Here is an 18,682-nt window from a genome sequence, read left to right as displayed (position 1 = left end):
TCCATGACCGACACGCCTGACCAGCCCGAGCAGGGCCAGCCGGAATATGGCGCAGACAGCATCAAGGTGCTGCGCGGGCTCGAGGCCGTGCGCAAGCGGCCGGGCATGTACATCGGCGACACCGACGACGGCTCCGGCCTGCACCACATGGTCTACGAAGTGGTGGACAACGCCATCGACGAGGCGCTGGCCGGCCACGCCGACCTCGTGCGCGTCACGCTGCACGCCGACGGCTCGGTGTCGGTCTCCGACAACGGCCGCGGCATCCCCACGGCCATCCACGACGAGGAGGGCGTCTCTGCGGCGGAAGTGGTGATGACCCAGCTCCACGCCGGCGGCAAGTTCAACCAGAACAGCTACAAGGTTTCGGGCGGCCTGCACGGCGTCGGCGTCTCGGTGGTCAACGCGCTCAGCGACTGGCTGGAGCTGCGCATCTGGCGCGACGGCCGCGCGCACTACGCCCGTTTCGAGGGCGGCTTCACGGTGAAGCCCGTCAGCGTCACCGGCGAGGCGGAGGGCCGCAAGGGCACCGAGGTGCGCTTCCTCGCCTCGCTCGGCACCTTCAGCCACATCGACTACGATTTCCGTACGCTGGAGCACCGGCTGCGCGAGCTCGCCTTCCTCAACTCCGGCGTGCGGATCGTGCTGCGCGACGAGCGCGGCGCCGAGCACCGCGAGGAGACGATGCTCTACGACGGCGGCGTGGAGGCCTTCGTGCGCCACCTCGACCGCTCCAAGGCCGCGATGCTCGACAAGCCGATCATGGTGCGCGGCGAGCGCGACGGGGTCGCGGTGGAGGCCGCGCTCTGGTGGAACGACAGCTTCCACGAGAACACGCTGTGCTTCACCAACAACATCCCCCAGAAGGACGGCGGCACCCACCTCGCGGGCTTCCGCGGCGCGCTGACGCGGGCGGTGAACGGCTATGCGACCTCCTCGGGCTTCGCCAAGCGCGAGAAGGTGGCCTTCTCCGGCGACGACGCGCGCGAGGGGCTGACCTGCGTGCTGAGCGTCAAGGTGCCTGACCCGAAATTCTCCAGCCAGACCAAGGACAAGCTGGTGTCCTCCGAGGTCCGCCCCGTCGTCGAGAGCCTGATCTACGAGAAGCTCGGCGAATGGTTCGAGGAAAACCCCAAGCCCGCCCGCACCGTGATGGACAAGGTGATGCAGGCGGCGCTGGCCCGCGAGGCCGCCCGCCGCGCCCGCGAGACCATCCGCAAGAGCGCGATGGACACGGTCGCCTCGCTGCCCGGCAAGCTCGCCGACTGTCAGGAGAAGGATCCGTCGAAGTCGGAACTGCTGCTGGTGGAGGGCGACAGCGCCGGCGGCTCGGCCAAGCAGGGCCGCAACCGCGCCTATCAGGCGGTGCTGCCGCTGCGCGGCAAGGTGCTGAACGTCGAGCGCGCCCGCTTCGACAAGATGCTGAGCAACAACGAGATCGGCACGCTGATCACCGCGCTAGGCACCGGCATCGGACGCGACCGCGAGGGCGAGAGCCTCGTGGATGTCGGCAAGCTGCGCTACCACAAGATCGTCATCATGACCGACGCCGACGTGGACGGCGCCCATATCCGCACGCTGCTGCTGACCTTCTTCTACCGCCAGATGCCGCAGCTGATCGAAGGCGGCTACCTCTACATCGCCCAGCCGCCGCTCTACAAAGTATCGCGCGGCAAGTCGGAGGTCTATCTCAAGGGCCAGCGCGAACTGGAGGACTATCTCATTGCGGAGGGCGCGCGCGACGCGGTGCTGGAGCTGGCCTCCGGCGAGGCGATCCGCGACGCCGACCTCGTGCGCGTGGTGGAGGAGGCGCGCACCGTGCGCCAGACGCTCGCCGCCTTCCCGACCCACTACCCCCGCTTCGTGCTGGAGCAGGCCGCGCTCGCCGGCGTCTTCCGTCGCCGTCCCCATGAGGAGACCGAGGAGCGCCCGGCCGCCTTTCTGTTCCGGATGCCGGCCCCGGAGGCGGCGGCGGCTGTGGCAGACCGCCTGAACGCCGTCGCGCCCGAAACCGAGCGCGGCTGGACCGGCGCGCCCGCGCAGGACGGCGGCGTGGTGCTGCGCCGCACGGTGCGCGGCGTGGAGGAGACCCGGATCATCGACGCCGCCGCGGCGTCCTCCTCGGAGGCGCGGCGCCTCGCCGGCCATCAGGAGAGCCTTTCGGAGATCTACGGCGCGCCCGCGCGGCTGATCCGCCGGGACAAGTCGATCCCGGTGCGGGCGCCGTCCGAACTGCTCGACAGCGTGCTGGCGGAGGGCGAGCGCGGCCTCGCGCTCCAGCGCTACAAGGGCCTAGGCGAGATGAACCCCGAACAGCTCTGGGAGACGACGCTCGACCCGGACGCCCGCACCCTGCTGCAGGTGAAGGTCGACCACATGGACGAGGCCGACGAGGTCTTCACCAAGCTGATGGGCGACGTGGTGGAGCCGCGCCGCCAGTTCATCCAGGACAACGCCCTGTCGGTCGCCAACCTCGACATCTGAGCCCGACGCGGCTTCCGGCGCGGCGCGCCTTGCCAGCGCGGCGCGCGCGAACCACCTTTGCGCCATGGCTGGGAAACCGATCGCGCGCGGCGTCGACCGAAAACCGGAGCGGACCGTCGAGAAGCGGGCGCGCCCGGACGAAATCGCGGCGTTCCTCGACCGGGCGACGGCCTTGCGCGCCTCGGGCGCGGGCGGCGGCGCCGGGCGGCTGATCTTCGCGCTCGACGCGACGATGAGCCGCCAGCCGACATGGGATCTGGCGACCGAGCTGCAGGGCGACATGTTCGACGCCGCGGCCAAGGTCGGCGGGCTTGAGGTGCAGCTGGTCTATTTCCGCGGCCGCGGCGAGACGAAGGCCTCGAAGTGGACGGCGGATGCGGCCCGGCTCGCAGCGATGATGCGGCGCATCCGCTGCGAAGGCGGCCTGACGCAGATCGGCCGCGTCCTCGGCCACGCGGGGGCGGAGGCGCGGGCGCATCCCGTCGCGGCGCTGGCGCTGGTCGGCGACAGCATGGAGGAGCCTTTCGCCGACCTCGCCGCGCGCGCCGGAGAGCTGCGGCTGCTCGGGGTCAGGGCGTTTTGCTTCCAGGAAGGCGCGGACCCCGCGGCCGGCGAGGCGTTCCGCGAGATCGCCCGCATCACCGGCGGCGCCTATGCGCCGTTCGACGCGGGGGCGGCGGCGGAGCTGCGCGCGCTGCTCGGGGCGGCGGCGGCCTATGCGGCGGGCGGGCTGAAGGCGCTGGAGGCGCGGGCCGACGGCGCGTCGCGCCGGCTGCTGGGCGATCTGCGGTGAGCCCGGCGCTCGCGCCGCTGCTGATCGCGGCGGCCTGGCTGGCCGTCTCGTTGCTGCGCGCCCATGGCGGGGCGCTGGCCCCACGCACGGCGCGCCGCGCCGGCGTCGCGGCGCTCGCCGCCGCGGCCCTGCTGCTGGCGGCCCGCCAGCTTCCGCTCGCCGCTGCGCTGGCGGCGGCGGGCGTCGGCCTCCTGATGTCGAGGCGCCCCGCGGCCGGCGGCGGCGCGGGCGGGGTCGGCGCCGGCGGCGCGCCCTCCCGCGTCGAGACGGCGGCGCTGGCGATGGTGCTGGACCCTGCCGACGGCTCGATGGACGGCGAGGTGCGGGCCGGCGCCTTCGCCGGGCGCAACCTTTCCGGCATGGACCGCACCGAGCTGCTGCGCCTCGCGGCGGAGATCGACGCTGACGACGGCGCCTCGCTGCGGCTGCTGTCGGGCTATCTCGACTGGCGTTTCCCCGGCTGGCGCGACGAGGACCGCGCGGCAGGCGCTGACGACGCGCCGGCGATGTCGCGGCGCGAGGCCCTGCGCGTGCTCGGCCTTGACGACGGGGCCGACGAGGCGGCGGTCAGGGCGGCCTATCGGCGGCTGATGAAGAAGGTCCACCCCGATCAGGGCGGCACCGCGGAACTCGCCGCGCGGGTGCAGGCGGCGCGCGACGTCCTGCTCGGCTGAGCCCGGAGCGCGCCGGCGAAATGGCGGCTGCGGCGGGCGGACGCGCCGTCCGTCTGACGTGGCGGGGCGGCTGGGCGGCGGAAGGTCGCGCGCAGGCTCGGGGCCATGGCGCGGCCCTGGGCGGGGTTCGACCTGACTGCGTCGGCTCTGCCGCGCCATGCTGTCGCCGTGTCGCCGTTTCCCTGTGGCCGACCGATCCGGCCAGCTCGCAGGCCGCTCTAGGGTCCGCCGGGTCGGCTGCGCCCGACCCCGATCAGGCGCGCGAGAATCGGCGCACCGGTGATGATGAGGAATATGCGCGTCAGGTGATGCACCACCACATAACCAAGATCGGCCCCCGCCACGATGGCGAGCACCGCCATCTCGGCCTGCCCCGCCGGGGCGAAGGCGAGGAACGCGTCCACCTGCGGCGCAAGCCCCAGCAGAATCACGATCTCGGCGAAGAGCGCGGCGAGACTTGCGACCATCGCGGTGAAGAGCAGCCCTGCGACGACATCGCGGCGGACCTCGGCGAGCGTCACCCCGACATAGCCGGCCCCGAGACCCACGCCGATGAAGAACTGCGCCATGAGGATCGCCTCGGCGGGCGGCCGATAGTGGAGGACGCCCGACAGCGACAGCGCCGCGGCGAGGATCATCGGCCCGAGGATCGGGGCGCCGAACAGGCCGATGCGCTCCCCGCCCTTCCAGCCGGCGATCGCCGCGAATGCCATGATCGCCATCTCGTGCGGCGGCAGCGTCGCGGCCGGGTCGCCCACCGGGCTGTCGAGGTTCGCGCCGAAGCCCTGCGTCATGATCAGCGGGGCGGCGACGACGATGACAAGCAGGCGCGTGGCGTGGATGAGGGAGAGCACGCGCACGTTTCCGCCGGCCTCCTGCCCGAAGAGCACCATCTCCTGCAGGCCGCCGGGCATCGCCGCATACCACGCCGTCGGCAGGTCGAGGCCATAGACGCGGCGGAAGAACGGCACGCCGATGAGCGCGATCAGCGCGAGAAAGAGCGGAACCAGCGCCAGCGAGGCGGCCATCTGCGGCACGCGGTCCATCACCTCCGGGGTGATCGAGGCGCCGATGGCGACGCCGAGGATCGTCCGCGTGACCTTGCCGAGCCTGCCCGTCCCCGCGACCGGGACGCCGGCGAGCGCGGCGAGAAGGCAGGCGACGAGCGGGCCGAACAGGAACGGCAGCGGCACGCCGGCGGCCCAGAAGACAGCGACCCCCGCGGCGCCGCAGGCGCAGGTCAGCAGCTGCCGGCGCAGGCCGTCCCGCCGCCCGGCGGCCTCACCCCTTGCGGCGGGCAGTTTCAGGTTTCTTCCCCGCCATTCACCGCGATCATCTGGCCGGTGACGAAGCGCGCGTCGGGCGAGGCGAGGAAGGCCGCCACTGCGGCGACGTCGTCCGGGCGCCCCATGAAGCCCGCCGGGATGGTCGCCACCCGCTTCGGATCGTCCTCCCGCGCGCTGTCGGCCCGGATCTGGCCCGGCGAGATCGCGTTCACCGTGACGCCCTTCGGCGCGAACTCCTGCGAAAGCGCCTTCGTCAGCCCCCAGACCCCGTGCTTCGCGGCCGAGATCGGCGCGCCCTCGAAATATCCGCGGATCGCCTTCATGCCGGCGAAATTGATGATCCGGCCCCAGCCGCGATCGACCATGCCCGGCAGAAAAGCCCGACTCGCCCGGAAGGCGCCGGTGAGAGCGACGTCGAGCACGCCGCTCCAGTCCGCGTCGCTCATCTCCAGATAGGGCTTGTGCGGCCGGCGCGCGGCGTTGTTCACGAGGATGTCGACGCCGCCGAAGCGCTCCAGCGCCGCCGCAGCCATCGCCTCGATGTCCGCGGCGGCGCCCATGTCGCCCATCGCCACGAGGGCCTTCGCCCCGGCGCGCTCCACCAGATCGGCGGTCTCGCGGCAGGCGGCTTCGTCCTTCGCGCCGTTCACCACGACGTCGCAGCCAAGTCCGGCGAGTCGCAACGCGACGGCGCGGCCGATGTTTCGGCCCGAGCCGGAAACGAACGCGGTCTTTCCTGCCAGTGTCCGTTCCGTCATCTCTCATCCCTCGGCTTCTTCGCGGTGTGTCAGACGCTTGCGCCGGCTCCGCGCCGCATTTCCGGAACGGCTCCGGCTGTCTCGCCACCCTATCGGGTATCCCCGCCGGCGCCAGCAATCAATGGAATAATGTTGACATTCTACAATCCATCCCTTGTGATCGGGGCGATGGAGATGGCCTCGAACATGCGACAGGTCTTCGAGCGGCGGCGTCCGCTGGTGCTGGAGGTGCGCGACGAGCTCGAGCGCATGATCCTGTGCGGCGAGGTCGCGGCCGGCGAGCGGCTGGACGAACTCGCCCTCGCCGAGAGGCTCGGCGTGAGCCGCGGCCCGGTGCGCGAGGCGGCGCGGTCCCTGGAGCGCGACGGCCTCGTGACGACCGTGGCCAACCATGGCGTCTTCGTCCGCAAGCTCTCGGTCGAGGACGCGCTGGAGCTCTACGACCTGCGGGCGCTCATCGCCGGGCAGCTCTGCGCGCAGGTCGCGGAATGCGCCGACGCGCGGCTCAGGGCCGCTCTGCGCGCCGAGGTGACGCAGATGGAGGCGGCGATCGACGCTGCGGAGGAGGGGCGCTACTTCGAGCTCAACCTAGCCTTTCACGACCGCATCGCCGCCGAGGCCGGCGCCGCGCGCACGCAGGCGCTCTACGCCTCGCTCGGCAAGGAGGTGCGGCTCATGCGGCGGCAGGTGCTGAAGGGGGAGGCGTCGCTGAGGCTCTCCAACCGCGAGCACGGCCGCATCGTCGCAGCCATCGAGGCCGGCGACGCCGACGCGGCGCGGCGCGCCGGGGCCGCCCACCACCTGAACGGAAAGGCGCGCCTGATCGCAACGCTCTGACGAACGAAACAACGAGTCGGCAAGACGCAACAAGCGGATGAACGCCTCGGGCGCGCCTCCGCTGCTGACCGAACACCATCCAGGGAGGATAACATGGACTTCGGAACCATCTTCACGCGGGAGAGGCTTCAGGCCGCCGCCGTCGCCGCGACGCTTGCGCTCGCGTCGCCTGCGGTCGCGCAGGACTACCCTTCGGCCGACGAGACGCTCGACTGGACGATCGCCTTCGGCCCGGGCGGCGGCAACGACATCATGGCGCGCAACATCATCGACATCCTGACGAAGTACGACCTCTATCCCGGCGACATCCAGGCCGAGAACCGCGCCGGCGGCTCCGGCGCGGTCGGCTGGGGCTACCTCTACACCCAGTCGGGCGACCCCTACGGCATCTCCACCACCTCGGGGAGCTTCGTGACCACGCCGCTGCAGGCCGACACGCCCTGGCAGCCGGAGGACTTCACGCCCGTCGCCCTTCTGACCACCGACGATCTGGTGCTGGTGGTGAACCGTGACAGCGAGATTCAGAACATCGAGCAGTTCATCGAGCACGCCAAGGCGAACCCGATGAACATCGGCGGCACGGGCACGGTCAACGTCGACTTCATCGTGCCGACGCTGTTCGCGCAGAAGGCGGGCTTCGAGTTCGACTATGTGTCGTTCAACTCGATGTCGGAACAGACAACGGCGCTGCTCTCGAACGCGCTCGACGCCATGGTGGGCAACCCTGGCGAGATCCTCGGCCTGATCGAGTCCGGCGACCTGCGCCCGCTCGTGTTTTCCGGCCAGAGCGTCCCCGACGCCCTCGCCGGCGTGCCGACCATGGGCGAGCTGGGCTACGACATCGGCGTGTCGATGCCGCGCGGCCTGATCCTGCCGCCCGACGCGCCCGCCGAGGCGCAGGAATGGTGGATCGAGACCATGAAGAAGGTGGTCGAGACGCCTGAATGGGGCGAGTACATCCGCAGCAACACGCTGACGCCCACCGTCATTTACGGCGACGAGTTCGGCGCGTTCCTGAGCAGGACGAAGAACGGCTTCGGCGAGGTTCTGCGCTCGGTCGGCGCGATCCAGTAATCGGTCAGCGACAGTCAGGGGGCCGGGCGCTTCCGGGCGTTCGGTCCCTCACGCATGGGAGCGCAATTCATGCGCATCGCCTTTTTCCTCGTCGTGCTCACCGGCGCGATCTTCTACAGCTATGTGGCGTTTGCGGATCTCGGCTTCCTGTCGCGCACGGGGCGGCTCGGGCCGGGCTTCTTTCCGCGCATCATCGGGGTCGCGGCGATCGTGATGACCCTCTGGGCGCTCGTCGACGAGCTTCGCGCGCGGCGCGGCCCCGGAGGCGCGTTCGAGCAGTGGCGCGACGTGGCGGTACTGATCGCCTTCGCGCTCGGCTACGCCGTGCTCCTGCGACTGTTCGGCGGCTTCGTGGCGACCTTCCTGTTCCTGCTGCTCACCCTCTCCGTGCTCAACCCGGGGCGGCGCCTGACGAACGGGCTCGTCGCGGTGATCGTTCCGGGCGTCGTCTACCTGCTCTTCGACCAGCTGCTCAACGCGAACATGCCGCCAGCACTCATCGATCTGCCGATCTGAGCGCGGCTCCAGGGAGCACAGTCCGATGGATGTCTTCTCCGACCTCATGATGGGGTTCTCGGTCGCGATCTCGCCGATAAACCTGCTCTATCTCCTGATCGGGGCGATGGTCGGCATGGTGGTCGGCGTCATCCCGGGCTTCGGGCCGTCAGCGGGCCTCGCCATCCTGCTTCCGGTCACTTTCGGGATGGACCCGACCGGCGCGATCATGATGCTCGCGGCGATCTACTACGGCGCGATGTATGGCGGGACGATCACCTCGATCCTGCTCAACACGCCCGGCGAGAGCGCCACGGTCGCCTCCACCTTCGACGGCTTCCCCCTCGCCCGCAACGGCCGCGCCGGGCCGGCGCTGGTGATGCAGGCGGCGGCCTCCTTCGTGGGCGGCACCGTGGGCGTGATCCTGATCACCATCCTCGCGCCGATGTTCGCGCAGGTGTCGCGCAGCTTCGGCCCGCCCGAATACTTCCTGCTCGCAGTCATGGGGATGCTGACGCTGATCGTCATGATCGGGTCGCACTGGAAGCTGGGGGTGATCTCGGCGCTGATCGGCTTCGCACTCGGCACCGTCGGCGTCGACCTCGAGACGGGCCAGGGCCGCTACACCTTCGGCTCGGCGGAGCTGATCGGGGGCGTCTACTTCATCCCGGTCGCCATCGGGCTGTTCGGCCTCGGCGAGCTGTTCTTTGCGTTCTACACCGGCCTGCACCGCACCGGCACCGGCGGCATCGTGCAGTACGACCGCCAGTCGCGCTTCTGGCCGACGGCGGAGGACTGGCTTTCGACGCGGATGACGATGGTCCGCGGCTCGATCCTCGGCTTCGTCGTGGGCGTCATTCCGGGGGCCGGGGCGACGATCGCCTCGCTCATGGCCTACTCCACCGAGCGCTCGATTTCGCGCAACGGCCACAATTTCGGCAACGGCGAGATGGCCGGCCTCGTGGCGCCGGAGACGGCCAACAACGCGGCCTCCTCGGGCGCGATGATCCCGCTGCTGACGCTCGGCATCCCCGGTTCGGCCTCCACCGCCGTGCTGCTGGCGGCCTTCCTGCTCTGGGGTCTGCGGCCCGGCCCCCTGTTCATGGAGACGAACCCCGAGCTCGCCTGGGGCCTCATCGCCTCGATGTATCTGGGCAACATGGCGCTGCTTGCGATCAGCATCTTCGCGATCCCGCTGTTCGTGCAGATCATCAAGGTGCCCTATCGCATCCTAGGCCCGACCGTCGTGGTGATCTGCGCGATCGGGACGTTCAGCGTCCATGCCAGCTTCATCGAGCTCTACCTGATGTTCGCCGCGGGCGTCATCGGCTTCTTCATGCGGCTCTACGGGTTCTCGCCGGCCGCGCTCGTCCTTGCGCTGGTGCTGGGGCCGCTCGCCGAGGAGGCGCTGCGCCAGACCCTGACGATCTCGCGCGGCTCCTTCATGATCTTCGTGGACCGCGCGCCGTCGCTCTGGATCATCGGCGTGACCGTGACGCTGGTGCTGCTGCTGCCGCTGCTGAACCGCTTCGGGTCGCGCAATGCGGCGTCGGCCGAGAGCGCCGGCGGCTGAGCGTGGAGACGAAGCGCGCCACGGACGCGCCGGCGCAGGCCGTCAGCCTGACCGAGGCGGAAGACCTCGCCGCCCGCGCGTTCCAGCGGGCCGGCGCAGCCGAGCGGCCCGCCCGCGCCGCCGCCCGCGTTCTCGCCATGGCCGAGGCGATGGGCGTCGCCACCCACGGCCTCATCCGCGTCGGCCAGTACTGCGACCGGATCGCGGCGGGCGGCGTCGACCCCGCGGCGGCGCCCCGCGTCGAGACCCTCGCCCCGGCGCTGCTCAGGCTCGACGGCGGCGGCGGGCTCGGCCCGGCCGTCGCCGCGCGGGCGCTGGAGGAGGGGATCGCCGCCGCCCGCCGAACCGGCGTCGCCGCCGTCTTCTGCCGGGGCGGCAGCCATTTCGGCGCGATCGCGCCCTATCTGTGGGAGGCGGCGGAGGCAGGTTTCGCCGCCGTCGTCACCACCACCACCTCGCCGATGATCGCGCCGGCGGGCGGGCGCGCGGCGCGTCTCGGCAACACGCCGCTGGGGATCGGCGTTCCCGACCCGAACGGCGCGCATGTGCTGTTCGACATGGCGCTCTCCGTCGCCGCGCGCGCGCGCGTCCGCAAGGCCGCCGCAGTGGGCGAGGCCATCCCGCAAGGCTGGGCGATCGACGCGCAGGGCGAGCCCACCACGGACCCGCGCGCCGCGCTCTCCGGCGTGCTGCTCGCGATCGGCGGGGACAAGGGCGCGACGCTGTCGCTGATGCTCGACCTGCTCGCCGCCGGGCTGTCGGGCGGCAGGCTCGCATGGGAGGGGCCGGACGCCTTCGGCTCGCCGGGCGCGCGGCAGGATCTCGGCCACATGTTCCTGCTGATCGACGCCGGCGCGCTGATGGCCCCGATGGCGCTCGCGGAGCGGCTCGCGTCGGTCCGCGCAGCCCTCGGCGGGACGCCGGCCCGGCCCGGCGCCGCGCCGATCCGGATGCCCGGAGACCGTGCGCTGGCGGCGCTGCGGGCCGCGCGGCGGGACGGACTGACCCTGCCCCGCGCCCTGCTGGAGGATCTGCGGGCCCGCGCGGCTCTCTGACGCCGGCTCAGGCCCCCTCCGCTCCCTCCGTGATCTCGCGCATCGCCGCGAGGAAACGCGCGACCTCCGCCTCGGTGTTGTAGTGGCACATCGAGACGCGCACACAGGTGGCCAGCCCCATCGGGTCGAGGATGTTGCCCGAGTAGTGATCGGCCTTGCGGGTGTGGGTGCGCACGCCGCGGTCGCGCAGCGCGGCGACCACCTCGGGCGCCTCCCTGCCCGCCACCGACAGCGAGACGAGGCCCTCGCGCCGGGGGTTGTCGACGCCGCCGACGATCGTGACGCCGGCCATGTCGGCGAGGCCCTTCTGGTTGCCGACGCCGCGCAGCATCGCGTCGGTCAGCGCCTTCTCATGGGCGTGGATGGCCTCCCCGGCGGCGACGATGCGCGCGCGGCGGTCCTCCGCGACCGTGAAATGGCTCCCCAGCCATTCGAAATAGTCCACCACGTCGGAGAAGGTCGCGTAGGCGCCGGTGTCGCGGGTGCCGAGCTCCCACGGCGCGCCGGGCGCGTCGAGCAGGTGGTCGTGCGGCAGCGCCGACAGCCGATCCGAGACCCACGCAACGCCGTAGCCGTGCCGCGAGAACGCCTTGTAGGGGGAGACGACATAGCCGTCGACGTCGTAGCCGGCGATGTCGAGCCGACCATGCGCGGCGTGCTGGATGCCGTCCACGATGATGAAGCACTCCGGCGCCACGGCGCGGATCGCGCGCGCGACGGCCGCGACGTCGACACCCATCCCGGTGACGGGCGAGGTGTGCAGGATCGTGGCGACGCGCGTATCGGGCGTGATCTCGGGCGCGTACTCGTCGGGGCCGACCGATCCGGTCGCGACGTCGTGGCGCACGAGGACATGGGGCTTGCCCGCCGCCGCGGCCCACTTCGCGGCTGAGCTGCGGGTCGCGGGGTGCTCCAGCGTGCTGCCGAGCACCCGCCCCGAGGGCGTGCCCATCGCCGCGGCGCGCACGAGGCGGAAGATGAGCTCGGTCCCGCTCTCGCCGACGAAGAACTGCCCGTCGGGCGCGTTGAAAAGCACCCGCATGTCAGCCTTCGCCTTGTCGATCATCGCGACCAGCGCGTGCGAGGCGGGGTTGTCGCGGCCCTGGTTGTCGGGGATCGCGGCCATGCGCGCCGTCGTCTCGACCACCGAGTTCAGGGTCAGCGCGCCGCCCGCGTTCTCGAAGAACACGCGCGGACCGTCGAACGGGCAGGCGTCGACATGGGCGAAACGGGCGCGGACCTCATCCATGAGGCCGGGCTTGGAGGTCAGCATCGCGTCATCCCTGCTTTCTCAACCAGGCATCTTCCATGTCGCCGTCGCAAGCGCCGCGAGCTTGCCGTCGGGCCCCGTGAGGCGGCTCTCCATGAAGGAGAGCGCGCGGCCGCGCCGCGTGAAGCGCCCCTCGCAAGTCGCCATGCCCTCGGTCACGGGCCGCATGAACTGGATCTTCATCTCGATCGTCGCGCCCGGCCCCGCCACCTTGTTCACGAGATGGCCCATGGAGATGTCCATCGCCGAGGCCATCACCCCGCCATGGAGCGAGCCCTGCGGGTTCATCACCATCTCGCTCACCGGAAAGGAGACGCGGCAAGCCTCCTTCCCGGCGTCCGGCGCGTCCGCCGGCAGATACTCGAAGGAAAGATCGAGAAAGCGCGCGAGAAAGAAGGTCTCGAACGCCTGGCTGTGGCCGTCGAGCGCCTGCTCCAGCCGCCCGCGCGCCGCCTGCGCGTCGACCGACCGCGCCGCCGCCCCGGCGCTCATGCGCCGACGAATTCCGGCTTGCGCTTCTCGAGAAAGGCGCGGCGGCCCTCGATGTAGTCCTGGCTGTCGAAGCAGGCCTTCACGCGGGCGTCGCAGGCGGCGAGGTCGCGCCCGCTTTCGGGGAGCACGGTCTGGCCAACGATGAATTTCACCGAGTTGACGGTCATCGGCGCGTTCTCGGCGATCATCCGCGCCGTCTCCTCGGCCGCCTCGCCCACCTTCTCGGCCGGCACGACCCGGTTGACGAGCCCCATGATCCGCGCCTCCTCGGCGTCGAAGCGGCGGGCGGTGAAGAAGATCTCCTTGGCGAAGGCCGGGCCGACCACGTCGACCAGCCGCTTGATGCCGGGGAAGCCGTAGCCTAGGCCCAGCTTCGCGGCGGGGATCGCGAACTGCGAGTTGTCGCCGCAGATGCGCAGGTCGCAGCAGAGCGCGAGCGCCACGCCGCCGCCGACGCAGAAGCCGTCGATCTGCGCGATGGTCGGCTTGGGAAAGGCCTCCACAAGATCGTAAACCCGCTTCGTCGTCGCGTTGTAGTGGGCGACGGCCTCGGCGCTGGCGCGCTCGCTCTCGAATTTCGAGACGTCCGCGCCCGAGACGAACGCCTTGCCGCCCGCGCCCGAGAGAACGAGGATGCGCACGCTCTCGTCGGCGGCGAAGCGCGTAACCGCCGCCTCAACCGCCTCCCACATCTCCAGCGAGACCGCGTTGCGCTTTTCCGGCTGGTTGAAGACGATGCGGGCGATGTCGCCCGACTGCTCGGTGATGATCTTGTCGGTCATGGCTCGGTCTTTCTGGTCAGGTTGCGCCGGAAGCCTTCATCGCGGCGATCTCGCCGGCGCCGTAGCCGAGCTCGGCGAGGATCTCGGCGGAGTGCTGGCCCGCCATGGGCGGCGGCGACGCGATGCGGCTCGGCGTGCGGCTCATGTGGATCGGCTGGCCGACGAGTTCCGTCGCGCCCCGCTCATGGCTGACGACGGGCTGGGCGAGACCGAGATGGCGCACCTGCGGGTCGGCGAAGACCTGACCGATGTCGTTGATCTCGCCAGCCGGCACGCCGGCGGCGATCAGCGTATCGATCCATTCCGCCGTGGCGCGGGTTTCGGTGATCGCCTCGATCTCGGCGCCCAGCGCGTCGCGATTTTCCGAGCGCAGCGGCGCCGTCTCGTAGCGGTCGTCGGTCAGCCAGTCGGGCCGGCCCATCGCCTCGGCGAACTTCCGCCAGATGACGTTGCCGGTGACGGCGATGTTCATGTGGCCGTCCGCAGTCCGGAAGACGCCGGTGGGGATCGACGTGGGATGGTTGTTTCCCGCCTGCTTCGGCACCTCGCCGTCCATGAGGAAGCGCGCGGCCTGGAAATCCAGCATGAACACCTGCGCCTGCAGGAGCGACGTCTGAACCCACTGCCCCTTGCCCGACTTCGCCCGCTCCAGCAGCGCGATCATGATCCCCTGCGCCGCGAACAGGCCTGCGCACAGGTCCGCCACCGGGATGCCCACGCGCATCGGCCCCTCGCCGGGCTTGCCGGTGATCGACATCAGGCCGCCCATGCCTTGGGCGATCTGGTCGAAGCCTGGGCGGTCGGCCAGCGGACCGTCCTGCCCGAAGCCGGAGATCGAGGCGTAGATCAGCCCGGGATTGGCGGCGGCGAGCGTGTCGTAGTCGATCCCCAGCCGCTTCTTCACGCCGGGTCGGAAGTTCTCCACGACCACATCGGCGGTCTCGGCGAGCCTGCGGAAGGCCCGCAGACCCTCCTTCGACTTCAGGTCGAGCGTCAGGCTGCGCTTGTTGCGATGCAGGTTCTGGAAGTCAGGCCCCGACCGCGGCCCGCCAAACTGCGCCGCATCCTCGGGCGCCTCGATCTTGACGACGTCCGCCCCCCAGTCGGCGAGCTGGCGCACGCAGGTCGGGCCGGAGCGCACGCGCGTGAGGTCGAGCACGCGAAGCCCCGCGAGCGCCTCGCTCGCCGGGGCGGCTGCTCCGGCGGTCTGGTGCGACGCAGGCTCTGCCATGGCTGGTCTCCCGTCGAACTGGCGCGTGCCGTATCCGTCTAAGCCATGGCCCGACGCCGCGCAATGTAAATGTTAATTGTTGACAATGAGGGGCGCGCCCAGCGACATGGCGCCATGGCGCTTGAGGCGAAATCCATCGGTCAGCAGCGGGCGACGCTCGCCGGCGAGGCGCGTCTCGAGATCGAGCGCATGATCATCGAGGGCCATCTCGCGGCAGGCGAGAAGCTCAACGAACTCGCGCTGTCCACGGCCATGGGGGTGAGCCGGGGCACGGTGCGCGAGGCGATCCGTTCGCTCGCGGATTCCGGGCTGATCGACCTCATCGCGAACCGCGGGGCCTTCGTTCACGAGACGACCATCGCCGAAGTGCGCAACCTCTACGACCTGCGCGGGGCCATCTTCGCCATGGCCTGCGCGTCGGCGGCGCGGCGGGTCGGCGCCGGCATGGAGGGCGATCTCGTGCAGAGGCTCGAGCGCAACATGGACCGGATGCGCCGCGCCCATGTCGAGGACGACGCGGACGGATACTATGCGCTCAACATCGAGTTCCACGACATATTGATGCAGGCGGCGGCCAACCCCAAGGGCAAGACGATCTACGACAACCTCGTGAAGGAGATGCATCTCTTCCGTCGCCGCGGCCTCTCCATCGCCACCAACATCGCGCGGTCGATCGAGGAGCACGAGGCGATCCTGCTCGGCGTCGCCGCAGGCGGCCCGGAGCAGGCGCGGCAGGCCGCCGAGGTCCACATCCGGTCGGGGCTGGCGCGCTACATGAACATCGTCGAGGCCGATTGAGCATCGGCCGACCGTCCGAGCACGGTCCGCGACGCCAGCAAGGCCGACCTTCCGATGACCCCCGCCTTGCAGGAACGCCATGCGGAAAACCGCCTCTGGGCGACCTCCGGGCGGCGTCGCCGTCAGCGGGGCCGAGGTAGCGCAGGAGGTCGGCCGCCTCGCGAACGCGCCGACCGCGCTCGGCGAGCGGCCGGGCGTGCGGGAGACCGCGGAAGCCGGCGCGCCTCGGCGGGACGGCGGCGAAAGCGTCGTCGCGATCCTGATGGCGAAGCGTGGCGCCGCGCTGGACTTCAAGGCCGTCGAGCGGGCCATCCGTCGCGATCCCGCCTCCTTCGGGCGCCCGCGCCGACCGGAGCGGCGTTCGGCCTGACGACGCCAGCTCCGCCGCTCCAAGCTGTCGCCTTGTCGCGGTTCTCCAGTCGCCGACTGATCCGGTCAACTTGGAACACGCTCCGGAGATCGTCGACGCGCCGCCCCCGGCGGTAAGCGGCGCGGCCCATCCTGCGCTTGGTCGCCATGTGGCCTCCGTGATACGCAGCAGTCGCAGCGCCGGTTCGCGGCCCGCGCGCATCCGACGGAACCGGGGTCGCTCGCGCGCCCCGACTGGAAGGGGCTGCATGATCGAAGGGGCGGACGACCCGCGCGACGCCGAGCTTCTGGCGCGCGTGGCGGGGGGCGACGTTGCGGCGATGCGCGCGCTCTACCTCGCGCATGCCGAGCCCGTGCGCCGCTTCGTGCGCAGCCGCCTGCGCGACGAGTCCGAAGCCGCCGACATCGTTCACGAAACGATGCTGAGCGTGTGGCGCGGCGCGGCGGGTTTTCAGGGGCGCTCCTCGGTGCGGTCATGGATCTTCTCGCTCGCGCGGAACAAGACCGTCGATCACGTCCGCAAGCAGGCGCGCGTGTCGCTGGGCGAGCCGGACGAGACGACGCCCGGCGACGACCCGAACGCCGACGACGTCATCGCCGCGGCGCAGGACGCCAGGCGCGTCAGGGAATGCGTCGGGAAGCTGTCAGCCAACCATCGCGCCGTGGTGCATCTCGCCTTCTTCGAGGAGCTCAGCTACCCGGAAGTCGCGGCGATCGAGGGCATTCCGGAAGGAACCGTCAAGACGCGGGTGTTTCACGCCAAGAAGCTTCTGATGCGCTGCCTTTCCCGCCTCGGCGGATGAATTTGAACCGGAGGCGCGGGCCGGACGACATTGCAGTGTCAGAACAAGTGGCCCGCAGCGAGGAGTGAAGGAAATGGCGACCCGGCAATTCTCGGAGGACGACCTTCTCGCCTATGTCCGGGGCGCGGCCCGGCCGGATCTCTCCGACCGGATCGAGGCGGCGATGGCGGCGGAACCCGCCCTCAAGGCGGAGATCGCGCTGATGCGCGGGCTCGGGCCGGCGCTTCGCGGCGAGGACGCCGGACCGGACGCCACGGCTTTCGGCTGGCGCCGGCTGGAGGCCGCCATCAGGCGCGAGCCCTCGGGGCGCGCCGATGCGGCCGCGCCGCGGCGCATGGCCATGTGGCGGGCGGCGGCGGCGCTGCTCGCCGTCGTCGGGCTGGGTCAGGCCGTCTACATCGCCGCGCAGTGGACGGGCGGCGAGGCCCCGGCCTACCGGACCGCGTCCGAGCCCGCCGCACGGCATGTCCTCGGCGTCGGCTTCGCGCCCGACGCGACCGCTGCGGCCATCGCAGAACTGCTGACGAGCGTCGAGGCGCGCATCGTCGACGGGCCCGGCGCCATCGGCCTCTACCGGCTCGGCTTCGCGTCGGCGGAAGCCCGCGACGCGGCCCGGGCGCGTCTGGAGGCGTCGCCCCTGATCGACCTCGTCGCGGACGAATAGGCCTGGCCCGTCGTCTGAAACGAACCTGCCGGAGGACGAAGATGCGCCAGCGCCCAGTCGCCCCGCTCGCCGCCCCGCTCGCCGCCCTGCTCGCCGCCCTGCTCGCCGCGTCCTGCGCGGCGCCGTCTCAGCCCCTGCTGGAAGCGGGCGGCTCCGCCCAGCCGGCCGCGGAGATCCTCGACGCGCGCGAAGTCGTCGTCCTGACCGCGCCGCCCCATGAAGCGACGCTCGCGCGATCGCTGCGTCTTGGCTACACGGAGATCTCGACCCACCGTCTGACCGATCTCGACGAGGTGCTGATCGTGCTCGCGATTCCGCCCGGGCGGACGATCGCGCAGGCCATCGCCGAGATCGAAGCCGCGTCGCCCGGCGCGACCGCGGGCGCGCACCATCTCTACCGGCTGCAGAGCGCGACGGGCGCCGAAGCCGGCCGCTTCTACGCCAATGCGCTGATCGGATGGCCTGACGACGGGTGCGAGGCCGTGCGCTCGGTCGGCATGATCGACGCGGGCGTTGCGCCGTCCCACCCGGGCCTCGCCGATGGCCGCGTCGTGCAGCGGAAGTTCTTCGAGACCGACGCGCCGCCCGCCTCCGACCACGGCGACCTGATGGCCGGCCTACTCACCGGCCCCGGCCGGCTGACCGGCGCCGCGCTCCACAGCGCCAACGTCGTCGATCCCGCGATCGACGGCGGCGACGCGGCGGGCGTCGTCGGCATCCTCCGCGCCGTCGACTGGCTTCGCGGCGAGGGCGTCGACGTCGTCAACATCAGTCTGGCCGGGCCGCGCAACAAGCTGCTCGACCGCGGCCTGGCGCGGGCGGCGGCGCGCGACATGGTTCTGGTCGCCGCGGCCGGCAACGACGGCCCGGCCGTCCCGCCCCGCTTCCCCGCGGCTTTCCCCTTCGTGCTGGCGGTGACTGCGGTGGACCGGACGCTGGAGGTCTACGACCGCGCGGCGCGCGGCGCCGAGATCGACCTCGCCGCGCCCGGCGTCGACATCCTGCTGATGGACCGGGGACGCATGCGCGTCCTCAACGGCACCTCGGCGGCGGCGCCCTTCGTGACCGCCGCGATCGCCGCCGACCACGGGCTGGAGAGCCTCGAGATCTCCGCCGTCAGACGCCGGCTCGCGGCCGGAGCGCGCGATCTGGGCCCGGCGGGCCGCGACGCCATTTTCGGCGCGGGGCTCGTCTCCGCGCCCGAAAGCTGCGGCGGCGGCTAGGGCGTTCGCCGCGCTGACCGG

Annotated in this window: 19 protein-coding genes; 13 read left to right on the top strand and 6 right to left on the bottom strand. The window is 71.4% G+C overall.

What is annotated here, in order from left to right; translation table 11 throughout:
• Positions 1-3: 3 nt before the first annotated feature.
• The 3 genes from gyrB to BLW43_RS04495 all read left to right on the top strand — a co-directional run bounded on the left by gyrB (position 4) and on the right by BLW43_RS04495 (position 3,951).
• Entirely contained in the window at positions 4-2,484 is a 2,481-nt protein-coding gene (gene gyrB, locus BLW43_RS04505; RefSeq protein ID WP_093249214.1) for a DNA topoisomerase (ATP-hydrolyzing) subunit B, read from the top strand.
• A gap of 64 nt (positions 2,485-2,548) precedes the next feature.
• On the top strand, positions 2,549-3,277 hold the full coding sequence (locus tag BLW43_RS04500) for a vWA domain-containing protein (protein WP_175478760.1): 729 nt from the start codon (positions 2,549-2,551) through the stop codon (positions 3,275-3,277).
• Entirely contained in the window at positions 3,274-3,951 is a 678-nt protein-coding gene (locus BLW43_RS04495) for a DnaJ domain-containing protein (protein ID WP_093249212.1), read from the top strand. Before BLW43_RS04500 ends, BLW43_RS04495 begins: the two co-directional genes overlap by 4 nt.
• 218 nt (positions 3,952-4,169) lie before the next feature.
• On the opposite strand, the gene BLW43_RS04490 is transcribed toward BLW43_RS04495, so the two are convergent.
• A complete protein-coding gene (locus BLW43_RS04490) occupies positions 4,170-5,210 on the bottom strand; it encodes an AbrB family transcriptional regulator (protein ID WP_093249961.1) in 1,041 nt (346 codons plus the stop codon).
• 44 nt (positions 5,211-5,254) lie between these two features.
• Positions 5,255-5,995: an SDR family NAD(P)-dependent oxidoreductase gene (locus BLW43_RS04485; RefSeq protein ID WP_093249209.1), complete on the bottom strand. Its 741-nt coding sequence runs from the start codon at positions 5,993-5,995 to the stop codon at positions 5,255-5,257.
• A gap of 186 nt (positions 5,996-6,181) precedes the next feature.
• Between BLW43_RS04485 and BLW43_RS04480 the strand changes: the two genes are divergently transcribed.
• From BLW43_RS04480 to BLW43_RS04460, 5 genes are all read left to right on the top strand, one after another.
• The gene (locus BLW43_RS04480; RefSeq protein ID WP_175478759.1) at positions 6,182-6,832 is read left to right on the top strand and encodes a GntR family transcriptional regulator; all 651 of its coding nucleotides are present in this window, start codon (positions 6,182-6,184) and stop codon (positions 6,830-6,832) included.
• 93 nt (positions 6,833-6,925) lie between these two features.
• Positions 6,926-7,906: a Bug family tripartite tricarboxylate transporter substrate binding protein gene (locus tag BLW43_RS04475; protein ID WP_093249204.1), complete on the top strand. Its 981-nt coding sequence runs from the start codon at positions 6,926-6,928 to the stop codon at positions 7,904-7,906.
• A gap of 69 nt (positions 7,907-7,975) precedes the next feature.
• A complete protein-coding gene (locus BLW43_RS04470) occupies positions 7,976-8,422 on the top strand; it encodes a tripartite tricarboxylate transporter TctB family protein (protein WP_093249200.1) in 447 nt (148 codons plus the stop codon).
• A gap of 25 nt (positions 8,423-8,447) precedes the next feature.
• The gene (locus tag BLW43_RS04465) at positions 8,448-9,974 is read left to right on the top strand and encodes a tripartite tricarboxylate transporter permease (RefSeq protein ID WP_093249197.1); all 1,527 of its coding nucleotides are present in this window, start codon (positions 8,448-8,450) and stop codon (positions 9,972-9,974) included.
• Positions 9,975-9,976: 2 nt separating this feature from the next.
• Entirely contained in the window at positions 9,977-11,029 is a 1,053-nt protein-coding gene (locus BLW43_RS04460) for an Ldh family oxidoreductase (protein WP_175478758.1), read from the top strand.
• A gap of 7 nt (positions 11,030-11,036) precedes the next feature.
• On the opposite strand, the gene BLW43_RS04455 is transcribed toward BLW43_RS04460, so the two are convergent.
• Genes BLW43_RS04455 through BLW43_RS04440 form a run of 4 tightly spaced genes read right to left on the bottom strand, consistent with a single transcriptional unit; the run spans position 11,037 to position 14,804 of the window.
• On the bottom strand, positions 11,037-12,302 hold the full coding sequence (locus BLW43_RS04455) for an aminotransferase class V-fold PLP-dependent enzyme (protein ID WP_093249190.1): 1,266 nt from the start codon (positions 12,300-12,302) through the stop codon (positions 11,037-11,039).
• An 18-nt stretch (positions 12,303-12,320) separates the two neighbouring features.
• Complete coding sequence (locus tag BLW43_RS04450; protein ID WP_093249186.1) at positions 12,321-12,791, bottom strand: PaaI family thioesterase; 471 nt, start codon at positions 12,789-12,791, stop codon at positions 12,321-12,323.
• Positions 12,788-13,573 (bottom strand): enoyl-CoA hydratase, encoded by a 786-nt coding sequence (locus BLW43_RS04445; protein WP_093249183.1) that lies wholly within the window; start codon positions 13,571-13,573, stop codon positions 12,788-12,790. Before BLW43_RS04445 ends, BLW43_RS04450 begins: the two co-directional genes overlap by 4 nt.
• A gap of 16 nt (positions 13,574-13,589) precedes the next feature.
• The gene (locus tag BLW43_RS04440; RefSeq protein ID WP_093249180.1) at positions 13,590-14,804 is read right to left on the bottom strand and encodes a CaiB/BaiF CoA transferase family protein; all 1,215 of its coding nucleotides are present in this window, start codon (positions 14,802-14,804) and stop codon (positions 13,590-13,592) included.
• A 114-nt stretch (positions 14,805-14,918) separates the two neighbouring features.
• On the opposite strand from BLW43_RS04440, the gene BLW43_RS04435 reads away from it, so the two are divergent.
• The 5 genes from BLW43_RS04435 to BLW43_RS04415 all read left to right on the top strand — a co-directional run bounded on the left by BLW43_RS04435 (position 14,919) and on the right by BLW43_RS04415 (position 18,661).
• Entirely contained in the window at positions 14,919-15,602 is a 684-nt protein-coding gene (locus BLW43_RS04435; protein WP_245730919.1) for a GntR family transcriptional regulator, read from the top strand.
• Between the two features lie 79 nt (positions 15,603-15,681).
• Positions 15,682-15,972, top strand: a complete 291-nt coding sequence (locus tag BLW43_RS04430) for a hypothetical protein (protein WP_093249176.1) — start codon at positions 15,682-15,684, stop codon at positions 15,970-15,972.
• Between the two features lie 247 nt (positions 15,973-16,219).
• Positions 16,220-16,774, top strand: coding sequence for an RNA polymerase sigma factor (locus BLW43_RS04425; RefSeq protein WP_093249173.1), 555 nt, complete (start codon positions 16,220-16,222; stop codon positions 16,772-16,774).
• 73 nt (positions 16,775-16,847) lie between these two features.
• Entirely contained in the window at positions 16,848-17,438 is a 591-nt protein-coding gene (locus BLW43_RS04420) for a hypothetical protein (RefSeq protein ID WP_093249170.1), read from the top strand.
• Between the two features lie 41 nt (positions 17,439-17,479).
• Positions 17,480-18,661: a S8 family serine peptidase gene (locus BLW43_RS04415; RefSeq protein WP_093249168.1), complete on the top strand. Its 1,182-nt coding sequence runs from the start codon at positions 17,480-17,482 to the stop codon at positions 18,659-18,661.
• Positions 18,662-18,682: the final 21 nt, after the last annotated feature.

Origin of the sequence: Rubrimonas cliftonensis, assembly GCF_900107585.1 — a bacterium.
GTDB lineage: Bacteria > Pseudomonadota > Alphaproteobacteria > Rhodobacterales > Rhodobacteraceae > Rubrimonas > Rubrimonas cliftonensis.
This window is presented reverse-complemented; position numbering and strand designations above follow the sequence as displayed.

Excerpts from the sequence above, each read along its gene's own strand:
- BLW43_RS04425 (WP_093249173.1), top strand. The coding sequence starts at position 16,220 with ATGATCGAAGGGGCGGACGACCCGCGCGACGCCGAGCTTCTGGCGCGC.
- BLW43_RS04445 (WP_093249183.1), bottom strand. The coding sequence starts at position 13,573 with ATGACCGACAAGATCATCACCGAGCAGTCGGGCGACATCGCCCGCATC.
- BLW43_RS04480 (WP_175478759.1), top strand. The coding sequence starts at position 6,182 with ATGCGACAGGTCTTCGAGCGGCGGCGTCCGCTGGTGCTGGAGGTGCGC.
- BLW43_RS04500 (WP_175478760.1), top strand. The coding sequence starts at position 2,549 with ATGGCTGGGAAACCGATCGCGCGCGGCGTCGACCGAAAACCGGAGCGG.
- BLW43_RS04475 (WP_093249204.1), top strand. The coding sequence starts at position 6,926 with ATGGACTTCGGAACCATCTTCACGCGGGAGAGGCTTCAGGCCGCCGCC.
- BLW43_RS04435 (WP_245730919.1), top strand. The coding sequence starts at position 14,919 with ATGGCGCTTGAGGCGAAATCCATCGGTCAGCAGCGGGCGACGCTCGCC.
- BLW43_RS04415 (WP_093249168.1), top strand. The coding sequence starts at position 17,480 with ATGCGCCAGCGCCCAGTCGCCCCGCTCGCCGCCCCGCTCGCCGCCCTG.
- BLW43_RS04420 (WP_093249170.1), top strand. The coding sequence starts at position 16,848 with ATGGCGACCCGGCAATTCTCGGAGGACGACCTTCTCGCCTATGTCCGG.
- BLW43_RS04450 (WP_093249186.1), bottom strand. The coding sequence starts at position 12,791 with ATGAGCGCCGGGGCGGCGGCGCGGTCGGTCGACGCGCAGGCGGCGCGC.
- BLW43_RS04465 (WP_093249197.1), top strand. The coding sequence starts at position 8,448 with ATGGATGTCTTCTCCGACCTCATGATGGGGTTCTCGGTCGCGATCTCG.
- BLW43_RS04470 (WP_093249200.1), top strand. The coding sequence starts at position 7,976 with ATGCGCATCGCCTTTTTCCTCGTCGTGCTCACCGGCGCGATCTTCTAC.
- BLW43_RS04430 (WP_093249176.1), top strand. The coding sequence starts at position 15,682 with ATGCGGAAAACCGCCTCTGGGCGACCTCCGGGCGGCGTCGCCGTCAGC.
- BLW43_RS04485 (WP_093249209.1), bottom strand. The coding sequence starts at position 5,995 with ATGACGGAACGGACACTGGCAGGAAAGACCGCGTTCGTTTCCGGCTCG.
- BLW43_RS04455 (WP_093249190.1), bottom strand. The coding sequence starts at position 12,302 with ATGCTGACCTCCAAGCCCGGCCTCATGGATGAGGTCCGCGCCCGTTTC.
- BLW43_RS04440 (WP_093249180.1), bottom strand. The coding sequence starts at position 14,804 with ATGGCAGAGCCTGCGTCGCACCAGACCGCCGGAGCAGCCGCCCCGGCG.
- gyrB (WP_093249214.1), top strand. The coding sequence starts at position 4 with ATGACCGACACGCCTGACCAGCCCGAGCAGGGCCAGCCGGAATATGGC.